Consider the following 10,044-nt stretch of genomic DNA (forward strand, 5'->3'; position numbering starts at 1 on the left):
TAACCAGAATATATTTTAATACCATCATAAGAATACATATCATAATAACGGTTTTGCATAGCCTCTGATGCCTCATCTAAATTCATATCCTTTGCGAAGGAAAAATTGCATTTATTTTGAAAATCAAAAAAAGAAAGAAAACTTCTAACCCTTTTACAAATACCACAACCTTCATCAAAATATATCGTCAATGTATCTTTCATTTTTTAAAATTATAATTAGACTATTAAATCACTTAAATAATTGAGCTTTCCCAGGGCTGCTGCTCTTTTAGTTTTTTTGTATTGCCTATTCCTTTTTCTAATAAACCATCTTTGGCATCATAAATACGGTATTCCATATTTTGTGTATGAAACTGTGGTGATTCAACCATGATAACGCGCAATTGACCTGAATCATAATTACATCGTTTTTGAATGGAGTTTAATAGAACTTCATGGTGTAAATGCCCATCTCCAAAATTCCAACCCACTACCTCTCCAGCTAACATTTCTCCGTCTATCCAGCGATAATCGGCTATACTATCAACGGCTTTAGGAATTAATTGATTGAGCAACCTTCCAGGCAAATGCATTAATCGGAATCCAAGAATCATAGAAACGATTCCCTCAGCAAAATCATTTTCATAAAGTTTTCCCATTTGAACTAAAACGTCCTTAGAGGTTTTAGGAATTTTATTTTCAAGAACGTCCTTAGAATCACCTTTAAATAACCAAACACTATAGGCCCATGTTCCAGCATAATACCTCATAGATAATAAAAAGGAAATATATTTTGGAAATAAATTCCCTAGAAGGGGTAAAACAAATAATGAAATTAATAATATTATAATTAATATTGGGGAGGTTATTTCCATGGGATTAAACTCTAAATTACCATAAAATAGCATCCATGCTCCAAAGACCATAATGACATTCCATTCAAGTGGCACGCCCATTGGGAAGTTGGCAAAAATAAAAATATGGAAAAGTGTAAGCGCTATTAATGCATAAAATGTCATTTCAGAATTGCCTATAAACACTAATAAAAGTATGGGCATTACAAACTCAATGATTGTCCCTAAATGAGCCATATAACTTGCTTTTCGGCTAGGGCGAAGGTCTTCAGGATAGGATTTAAATAAACTCTTTTTGAAGTTGTCAAAGATAGAAGGAGTAAAGAGGATACTATTGCTCAACATTACACTTACAGCATATGTGAAATTAGGTGTGAGTTTAGAAAAAGCCGCCCAAAACCAAATTCCAAACCAAATAATTTTTAAACCATGGCCAGTTTCAAGAGGAAACATAAAGCATATGGCCATTGGTAAATAAATGTCTGCTCTAGCGGCCAAATAAATAGTTCTATCTAAAATACCACAAATAATAAGTAGTAAAATAACAGGTAAAACTATGTTAGGTTCAATTGATGGGGCTATGCAGACGCGTATTAAAGAAACTAATAGCGCTAGATATAAGGTAATATCTAACCAATTTCGACTGTCATTTTTAATTAATGGGATTTTTGTAAAGCATGGGATTTTTATCGTTTTTGGTCTTAAAAAATAAGTAATCCCTCCTATGATAGGTGCGTATCGGCCTGTTAAAGGACCACTGGCACCACCCAACCCAAACACCTCAATCAGAACGGTCCAAAAAATGAATTTACCCAAGGCTTCTGGATTTGTCCACCAAAGATAAAATTCAGAAATACTTCCTAAATCATTTGAAAATGAACAAAACCAAAAGAACATTAAAACATAGAACACTATCTTTATTAAATAGAAAATTGCAACTGAAAGTGGCGAACCATAGCCTTGAACAGCCCAAGTCTGGCAAACTTTTTTGGCACGTTCCTTATAGGATAATTTTTTCCATTCCTGAAAATCATAAGGTAATGGCAGAGGATTAAGAAATTTTTCTAAAGGTGTCATAAATTTTTATTTAAATAATTCTAGTTATTGTTTTTTTAAACAGGTCTCTTTTCTTTTAGTACAAATTAATTTTCATTTACTAATTTTTCTAAAACCAACCTGATATTTTCTGGTATTGAAACAGATTTATTTTCTACTCTATTTACAAAAACATGAATAAATTCGCCATAGGCACAAGCAGTATTCTCACCTTTTTTAAAAATTCCAACACCATAAGTAACAGCACTATTTCCTAACTTTTTAACATATAAACCAGCTTCAATTTTATCTGGATAAGCGATTGGGGATCGGTAATTACAATTAGAATGTACAACAAAACCAACAATTGGTGCGTTCTGAATATTTAAACCACCATGCTCGATCAAATATTGATTGGCAGTGGTATCAAAATAAGAATAATAGATGACGTTATTTACATGTCCATAAACGTCGTTATCCATCCAACGCGTCGTTATTGGGTGAAAGTATTTATAATCGTCTCGATGAATTGGTTTGCCATCTGTCATATTACTTCAATTTAAATTAAATAATGTTTCCAAAACACATATATTTTATTTCTAAATAATCTTCAATACCGTATTTAGAACCTTCTCTTCCTTGCCCTGAAGATTTCACACCACCAAAAGGCGCAACTTCTGTAGAGATTAAACCTTCATTAATACCCACCATTCCATATTCCAAAGCTTCAGCTACTTTCCAGCAACGCGCTACATTTTGAGAATAGAAATAAGATGCTAACCCATAGATAGTATCGTTTGCCATTTGTATGGCTTGTTCATCTGATGAAAATTTATATATAGGTGCAATTGGTCCAAAAATTTCTTCGGAAGAAAACAGCATCTCTTTTGATGCATTTCCAATAACAGTTGGTTCAAAATAGCAGTTACCTAATGCGTTTCCTCCGATTAAAATAGTTCCTCCTTTTGCTTTGGCATCTTCTACAAATTGGGTTATTTTTTTAACCGCATTTTTGTTGATCAGAGGCCCAATATTTACGCCTTCATCTAATCCATTGCCAATTTTTAATTCAGAAACTGCTTTGCATAGTTTAGCAGTAAATTCATCATACACCTTTTCATGAATTAAAAAGCGATTAACGCATACACAGGTTTGTCCCGCATTTCTGAATTTTGAAACCATTGCTCCGGCAACAGCTTGATCAATATCAGCATCTTCAAAAACAATAAATGGTGCATTACCTCCCAATTCTAAACTGAGTTTTTTTAAACTATTTGAACTTTGTGCCATTAAAATTTGTCCAATTTTAGTAGAGCCTGTAAATGATATTTTTTTTACCAATTCGCTTTCACAAAACACTTTTCCCATCGCTGCAGAGTCGCTTCCAACCACAATATTAATTACACCAGGCGGAAATCCGGCTTGTTCTGCTAAATGCACTAATGCTAATGCTGTAAGTGGGGCTTCGCACGTTGGTCTTATAATTACTGTACAACCAGCAGCTAAAGCAGGCCCAACTTTTCTGGTAATCATGGCCAATGGAAAATTCCATGGTGTCATAGCTGCAACTACACCAATAGGTTGTTTAATAACTACGATTCTTCTGTTTTCTGTATGTGGCGGAATAACATCTCCATAAATGCGTTTACCTTCTTCTGCAAACCACTTTATAAAAGAGGCACCATAAGCAACTTCTCCTTTGCTCTCCGCTAGAGGTTTACCGCACTCTAAAGTCATAATATCGGCCAATTCGTCACTGTGTGCTATAATAAGGTCGTTCCATTTTTCTAGAATAGAAGCGCGATATTTAGCGGTTGTTTTACTCCAGGGTTTAAAGGCTCTGTCCGCTGCTTCAATCGCTTTTTTGGTCATAATAACATCTCCATCGGCCACAGTTGCTAGAGTTTCTCCGTTCGCGGGATTCATAACTTCGAAAGAGGCCGTTCCTTCTTTGGTCCATTGGCCATTAACATAAGAACGGTCAAATAATAAGCTTTTATTCATTATTAAAAGTTGTTATCGTATTAGTCAAAAAGAATGATTTGTCGCAAAGCATCACCAGAAGCTAATCTTTCAAAACCTTCATTAATATCTTCTAAATGAAGCGTATGAGAAATTAATTTATCAACCTCCAAACGACCCGATTTATATAATTCTATATAGGCCGGAATATCCCTTGAAGGAACACAGCTTCCTAAATAAGAACCTTTTAAAGTTTTTTCTTGCCCTACTAACATAACTGGTGATAATTGCAATCGTGCATCTGGATGTGGTAAGGCAGCAGTAACTGTAGTTCCACCTCTTTTTGTACTCTGAAAGGCGAAGTCTAAAGCAGAAATAGCACCAGCAAATTCAACAGATATATCCACACCACCATTAGTTAGCTTCATCAATACTTCTAATGCGCCTTCTTTTGAAGAATCTATAGTATGGTGTGCGCCTAAAGCCAATGCTGCTTTTCTTTTTTCAGGATTTAAATCTGCTGCAATTATTTTGCTTGCTCCAGCGGCTTTTGCACCTAACACAGCTGATAATCCTACACCTCCAAGTCCAACAATCAAGATACTATCTCCAAATTTTAATTGCGCTGTATTTACGACAGCACCAACACCTGTTAAAACCGCACACCCAAATAAAGCAGCAATATCAAAAGGAATCTCCTTATCTATTTTTACTAAAGAATCTACAGATGCAACAGCATGTGCTGCAAAACCAGAAACACCTAAATGATGATAGATATATTCGTTATTTTTATGAATGCGTTTATGACCTCCTAATAGTGTGCCTTTTCCATTGGCTTCTGCTCCAGGTTCACATAATGCTGCACGACCTGTTTGACAATAGGAACAATCACCACAGGATGGTAAAAAAGCAAAGACAACATGATCGCCAACCTTTAATTTTTTAACACCATCGCCTAATTCTATGACTACACCAGCAGCTTCGTGACCTAATACCATTGGTAGAGGTCTTGGGCGATTACCATTAATTACGGACAAATCTGAATGACATAAGCCGGCTGCTTTTATTTTTACAACAACTTCATTAAAACCAGGTGTATCTAACTCTACCTCTTCAATTCTGAGAGGTCTTGAGGTTGTATAGGGTCGCTCCAAATACATTTTATGTAAAACTGCCGCGCTGGTTTTCATAATTTAATAACCTCTTAATTTTGCGTAACGATCTAAATGGTAATTATAATCCCCTAAAGTTTGTTGAGCAACACGTGCTCTTTTAATAAAAAATCCAATCTCAACGTCATCTGTCATACCAACACCACCATGCATTTGTATGCCTTCATTAGATACTAGCTTAAGGGTTTGACCTAGTTTTGCTTTTGCCAGACTAGCTATTTCCGTAAGATTATTTTCGTTAGTATCAATAGCTTTTAATGCTTTTATGACTACAGATTTAGAAAGCTCTATATCAATAAACATTTTAGCCGCTCTGTGCTGTAATGCCTGAAATGAACCAATAGCAACTCCAAATTGTTGTCTCTCTTTTAAATAAGCTATTGTTTTTTCAAAGCATTCTTGAGCACTTCCTAACATTTCTGCTGCTAATCCTATAGCGCCAATGGCATAGATTTTTTCTAAATCTTCAAAACAAGAAAGATTCATTTTGTTTTCTTTAGGAATAGAAGTATTGCTAAAATTAACTTTTGCTGCATTTCTATTATCCATCATCATGGTTCTATTTACCTTTATGCCTTCTCTATTGGAATCCACTAAAAACAGTTGAATTCCTTCTTTATCATTTACGGCCCCAGAAACTCTTGCAACAACCACAAATTTATCAGCCACATGGCCATCCAAAACAAAAGTTTTCGACCCGTTAATTGTATAAAAATCCCCGTCAAGTGTTGCTGTAGTAGCAACATGTGTTGGGTTGTGGTGTGTTTTTTCTTCATGAGCAAATGACATTATTAAGTTTCCCTCTGCCAGTTCTGGTAATAACATGGCTTTTTGGGGATCACTACCACATAAATTTATGGCGGTTGTACTTAATAAAACTGTAGATACCAATGGAGATGCTGCTAACGTTCTTCCTGCTTCTTCAAGGGCTTGTCCAAGGCCAATATACCCAAAATCTAGACCACCAAATTCTTCAGAGATGTTAAGTCCTGTAAGACCTAGTTCTGCCATTTCGGCCCAAACAGAGCGGTCAAAGCCATCTGGGTTATTAGTGTCTCTTAGTTCTCTTAATGCCGATATTGGCGATTTCATGTTTAAAAAATCCTTTACAGATTCTTTTAACATAGCTTGTTCTTCGTTTAATACTAATGCCATAATTTTTTATTTAGAAGGTAATCCTAATATATTTTTAGAAATGATATTTAATTGTATTTCAGAAGTTCCACCTTCAATAGTGTTTCCTTTACTTCTTAAAAAACGCTTCGCTATAAATCCATTACTCGTAGCTTCGCCCTCTATAGCCAATTCATCCATTCCGCCTGCTGTCATAATAATTTCCATTGCTTCTACATTTAATTCTGTCCCAAAATATTTAAACAAAGAAGATGCTGCGCCAGAGTTATTACCTGCTTTAGCCTCATCAATAGCGCGCTCAATTGTCATATCATAAATCGCTAAATTCATTTCATGAGTTACCAATTCTGTTCTTAGAATAGAGTCATTAAGCACACCGTTATGAAGTCCAACGGCATCTACAACAACGTCTCTTGTGCTAAACTTTTGATCTGCTTCACCGATACCACCGATCATCTGACGTTCATGTGTTAACAAATATTTTGCGATGGTCCATCCTTTATTAAGTTCACCTACCAGGTTTTCCTTTGGTACTTTCACGTCGTCAAAAAAGGTTTCTGTAAATGCTGACTTACCACTAATTAATTGAATAGGTCTTGCTTCTACACCTTCAGAATTCATGTCAATCAGTAAAAAACTGATGCCTTCTTGTTTTTTTACTTCTGTATTTGTTCTAACCAAACAGAAAATCCAATCAGCATTGTCACCATAAGAGGTCCAAATTTTAGAGCCGTTAATGAGATAATGGTCTCCTTTATCTACTGCTTTCATCTGTAGGCCTGCTAAATCACTTCCTGCGTTAGGCTCACTATACCCCTGACACCAGCGTATTTTGGCATCTACAATATCTTTTAAATAATGACCCTTTTGCTCTTCTGTGGCAAATTTTAATAGGGCAGGACCTAACATGGAAATTCCAAAGCTAAATAAAGGTTGCTTGCACCTTAGTCTTGTCATTTCTTCAGCTAAAATTTTATTTTCTAGGGGTGATAAGCCTCCACCACCATATTTTTTATCCCAATAAGGAACAATCCATCCTTTGTTATGCATTCTTTTGAACCATATTTTTTGATCTTCGGATGTAAAGTCTGAGTTTCGACCACCCCAATAAAGTTCGGCAATATCTTTAGTTTGCCCTCTCATGCTTACAGGACAGTTTTCTTCCAACCAAACACTAGTCTCTTTTCTAAATTCTGTTAAATGGTCAATCATTGTTTCCATTGCTTATTGTATATTAAAATAAATTATCTAAATGTTTATTCTTGGACCGATTCTAATGAATCCTTAATATTCTATTTACCAATGAATTTAGGTAAACGCTTTTCTTTAAATGCTGAGATCCCTTCTACTAAATCGTGACTTTTAAAAGCAGCAACTTGCTTCTTAGCCTCATAAGTAATGTTTTCATATAAGTCATGGTTCATTGCGTGAAACATACTTTCTTTAGTAATTCCTATGGCGATTGTTGGTCGTTTTGCAAGACGATGAGCCCAGTTTTTAGCTTTGTTTAAAAGCTCATCTTCTAAAACTAACTTATTTGTTAACCCCAATCTGTGGCACTCTTCACCTTTAATTTTTTGACCTTCTACTGCAATTTCTAATGCTTTACTATAACCCACTTGCCTTGCCAACAGCCAACTTGCTCCACCATCTGGTCCTAAACCTATATTGATAAACGCATATAATAAAGCGCTTTGTTCGGACATTACCCTAAAATCACAAGCGAGAGCTATTACAGCTCCAACACCTGCCGCAGTTCCATTAACAGCAGCTATTATTGGTTTTTTTAAATTACATAAGTTGCGCATTAAGGGTTGATAGGTATCTATAATGTGTCTGCTTCCTTCTTCTGGCGTCAAAACACCAAAGGTATCTAGATCTGCTCCTGAGCTAAACCCACGTCCAGCACCTGTTAATACCATAGCACGAATGTCTTCGTTTTTTTTAACTTTAGTAATGGCTTCATTTAAACCATCTACTACATCTTGATTTATCGCATTGTATTTATTAGGACGATTTAACGTTACAATAGCAATATCATCTTCTACTTCGAATAATACTGTATTTGAAATACCCTTTATAAAATGTTTTTCATGATCACGCTTTTTTATTGTCATTATTCTATTTATTTGAATCTGCGTAGGCTTGAGCGATAAACTCTGCTACGCAAGCTGGTTTTTCTTGATTTTTTAGTTCAAATACGAGCATCATCTTATAGCGCAACCCTCCAGGTATGTCTTCAGCGGTTAATAAAGATACCCTAGCTCTAATTAATGAATCAACTGGAGCTGCATTAGTAAAACGCACTTTATCTAAACCATAATTTAGTCCCATTGAAATATCTAGTATCTTGAAGGTTTCAAAACAAAATTTTGACGCCAAAGAGAGGATTAAAAATCCATGAGCAATTGGTTTTTTATAGGGCGAATGTTTTGCAGCTAATTCTGGATTTACATGAATCCATTGATTATCATCTGTCGTTTTTCCAAAATCATTAATTTGTTCTTGGGTTATAGTATGCCATTCGGACAATCCTAACTCTTTACCAACATAGTTTTTTACATCTTCTAAATGCGGAATTTCAGTTGCATATGCTTTATCCGTTAATTTCTCTTCTGCCATAACTTTAATAATTCTTTTTTAGGCTATTTTTTAATTAAACGGGTAAAGACCCACCATTTGCATGCAAAGTATGGCCACTAACAAAACCTGCTTCTTTAGAAGCTAAAAACAGATAAGCATACCCCATGTCTTCAGGCGTCCCAATGCGTTTTACGGGAATCATTTCAATACCGGCCTTAACGACTTCATCTGGCATTGAATCGGTCATTTCAGATTGTATAAACCCCGGTGCTACTGCATTTACAGTAATATTATATTTCCCGACCTCTCTGCATAAAGAGTGCGTAAACCCAACAATTGCTGCTTTACTTGCAGAATAATTGGTTTGTCCGAATGCCCCTATAAAAGCATTGATTGAAGATGCAGAAATGATACGACCGTACTTAGCTTCTTTCATATGAGGAACAACAGCTTTCGCAGTTACGAATAATGAATCTACATTAACGGCCATGACAGTATCCCATTCTTGACGTGTCATTTTTAAAAATGATTTATCTCTGATAACTCCGGCATTATTTATAAGCACATCTATTTTTCCATACTTTCCAATAATTTCAGCAACGGCTTCATCAACAGATTCCTGATTAGTTACATCTACTTTTTGGAAAAAGATGCGCCCTCCATTTGCTGTAATTTTATCTGCTGTTGGTTGTCCGTCCATTACATCCCATAATGCTACCGTAGCTCCTTCTTTACAAAACACCTCACAAATTCCTTCTCCAATACCTCTAGCTCCTCCTGTGATAATTACTATTTGTCCTTCTAATCTTTTCATTTTTGTTTCTTTAATTATATTATTTCTTTTAATCCTTATCCTGCCTTAAAACCGCCATCTAATAGCAGATTTTCTCCGTTTACATAAGAGGAAGAATCACTTAGTAGCCATACAATAGCTTCTGCTACTTCTTTAGCTGTCCCTATGCGTTTCATTGGCACTCGTACTTGTGTTATGTAGTCTTGCACTTCTTGCGATACATCGTCCATAATAGCTGTTTGTATAAATCCAGGACAAACAGCATTTACTCGAACATTAAAAGCGCCATATTCTAGTGCTGCAGTTTTTGTTAATCCAATCACCCCATGCTTAGCTGCAACATAATCTCCAGCCGTTGCTAATCCATTTAATCCTGCTAAGGAAGAAACATTTACAATTCGTCCAAAGCCTTTAGGTAGCATACATTTTAATTCCTCTTGCATACAATAAAAAACCCCTGATAAACAAATTGAGATCATGCGTTCCCAAGACTCAAAGGGGATTTCATGTATTTGTCCAATACCACCCGC

General features: G+C 35.6%; 11 protein-coding genes. All 11 read right to left on the bottom strand.

What is annotated here, in order from left to right:
• A partial coding sequence (locus tag ACJAZK_RS13935; RefSeq protein WP_415224552.1) for a hypothetical protein occupies nucleotides 1-203 on the bottom strand: 203 nt, incomplete at its 3' end.
• A gap of 32 nt (nucleotides 204-235) precedes the next feature.
• Nucleotides 236-1,912 carry a DUF3556 domain-containing protein gene (locus ACJAZK_RS13940; protein WP_415224553.1) on the bottom strand — a complete coding sequence of 559 codons (1,677 nt, stop codon included), beginning with the start codon at nucleotides 1,910-1,912 and terminating at the stop codon, nucleotides 236-238.
• Nucleotides 1,913-1,977: 65 nt separating this feature from the next.
• The gene (locus ACJAZK_RS13945) at nucleotides 1,978-2,418 is read right to left on the bottom strand and encodes an acyl-CoA thioesterase (RefSeq protein WP_415224554.1); all 441 of its coding nucleotides are present in this window, start codon (nucleotides 2,416-2,418) and stop codon (nucleotides 1,978-1,980) included.
• A 16-nt stretch (nucleotides 2,419-2,434) separates the two neighbouring features.
• Nucleotides 2,435-3,874: an NAD-dependent succinate-semialdehyde dehydrogenase gene (locus tag ACJAZK_RS13950; protein ID WP_339343019.1), complete on the bottom strand. Its 1,440-nt coding sequence runs from the start codon at nucleotides 3,872-3,874 to the stop codon at nucleotides 2,435-2,437.
• Between the two features lie 20 nt (nucleotides 3,875-3,894).
• A complete protein-coding gene (locus tag ACJAZK_RS13955) occupies nucleotides 3,895-5,022 on the bottom strand; it encodes a zinc-dependent alcohol dehydrogenase family protein (RefSeq protein WP_415224555.1) in 1,128 nt (375 codons plus the stop codon).
• A gap of 3 nt (nucleotides 5,023-5,025) precedes the next feature.
• A complete protein-coding gene (locus ACJAZK_RS13960; protein WP_339343017.1) occupies nucleotides 5,026-6,159 on the bottom strand; it encodes an acyl-CoA dehydrogenase in 1,134 nt (377 codons plus the stop codon).
• Nucleotides 6,160-6,165: 6 nt separating this feature from the next.
• Nucleotides 6,166-7,359: an acyl-CoA dehydrogenase family protein gene (locus ACJAZK_RS13965; protein WP_415224556.1), complete on the bottom strand. Its 1,194-nt coding sequence runs from the start codon at nucleotides 7,357-7,359 to the stop codon at nucleotides 6,166-6,168.
• A 71-nt stretch (nucleotides 7,360-7,430) separates the two neighbouring features.
• Nucleotides 7,431-8,255 carry an enoyl-CoA hydratase/isomerase family protein gene (locus ACJAZK_RS13970; protein WP_339343027.1) on the bottom strand — a complete coding sequence of 275 codons (825 nt, stop codon included), beginning with the start codon at nucleotides 8,253-8,255 and terminating at the stop codon, nucleotides 7,431-7,433.
• A gap of 4 nt (nucleotides 8,256-8,259) precedes the next feature.
• On the bottom strand, nucleotides 8,260-8,760 hold the full coding sequence (locus ACJAZK_RS13975) for a MaoC family dehydratase (protein ID WP_415224557.1): 501 nt from the start codon (nucleotides 8,758-8,760) through the stop codon (nucleotides 8,260-8,262).
• A 34-nt stretch (nucleotides 8,761-8,794) separates the two neighbouring features.
• On the bottom strand, nucleotides 8,795-9,535 hold the full coding sequence (locus ACJAZK_RS13980) for a 3-oxoacyl-ACP reductase FabG (protein ID WP_339343029.1): 741 nt from the start codon (nucleotides 9,533-9,535) through the stop codon (nucleotides 8,795-8,797).
• A 35-nt stretch (nucleotides 9,536-9,570) separates the two neighbouring features.
• The coding region (locus ACJAZK_RS13985) for an SDR family NAD(P)-dependent oxidoreductase (protein WP_415224558.1) at nucleotides 9,571-10,044 on the bottom strand (474 nt) is incomplete at its 5' end.

The sequence above is a fragment of the Psychroserpens sp. genome, from assembly GCF_047633235.1.
In the GTDB taxonomy this organism is placed as follows: domain Bacteria; phylum Bacteroidota; class Bacteroidia; order Flavobacteriales; family Flavobacteriaceae; genus Psychroserpens.

Coding starts and splice junctions, on each gene's coding strand:
- ACJAZK_RS13940 (WP_415224553.1), bottom strand. CDS start 1,912: ATGACACCTTTAGAAAAATTTCTTAATCCTCTGCCATTACCTTATGAT.
- ACJAZK_RS13945 (WP_415224554.1), bottom strand. CDS start 2,418: ATGACAGATGGCAAACCAATTCATCGAGACGATTATAAATACTTTCAC.
- ACJAZK_RS13950 (WP_339343019.1), bottom strand. CDS start 3,874: ATGAATAAAAGCTTATTATTTGACCGTTCTTATGTTAATGGCCAATGG.
- ACJAZK_RS13955 (WP_415224555.1), bottom strand. CDS start 5,022: ATGAAAACCAGCGCGGCAGTTTTACATAAAATGTATTTGGAGCGACCC.
- ACJAZK_RS13960 (WP_339343017.1), bottom strand. CDS start 6,159: ATGGCATTAGTATTAAACGAAGAACAAGCTATGTTAAAAGAATCTGTA.
- ACJAZK_RS13965 (WP_415224556.1), bottom strand. CDS start 7,359: ATGGAAACAATGATTGACCATTTAACAGAATTTAGAAAAGAGACTAGT.
- ACJAZK_RS13970 (WP_339343027.1), bottom strand. CDS start 8,255: ATGACAATAAAAAAGCGTGATCATGAAAAACATTTTATAAAGGGTATT.
- ACJAZK_RS13975 (WP_415224557.1), bottom strand. CDS start 8,760: ATGGCAGAAGAGAAATTAACGGATAAAGCATATGCAACTGAAATTCCG.
- ACJAZK_RS13980 (WP_339343029.1), bottom strand. CDS start 9,535: ATGAAAAGATTAGAAGGACAAATAGTAATTATCACAGGAGGAGCTAGA.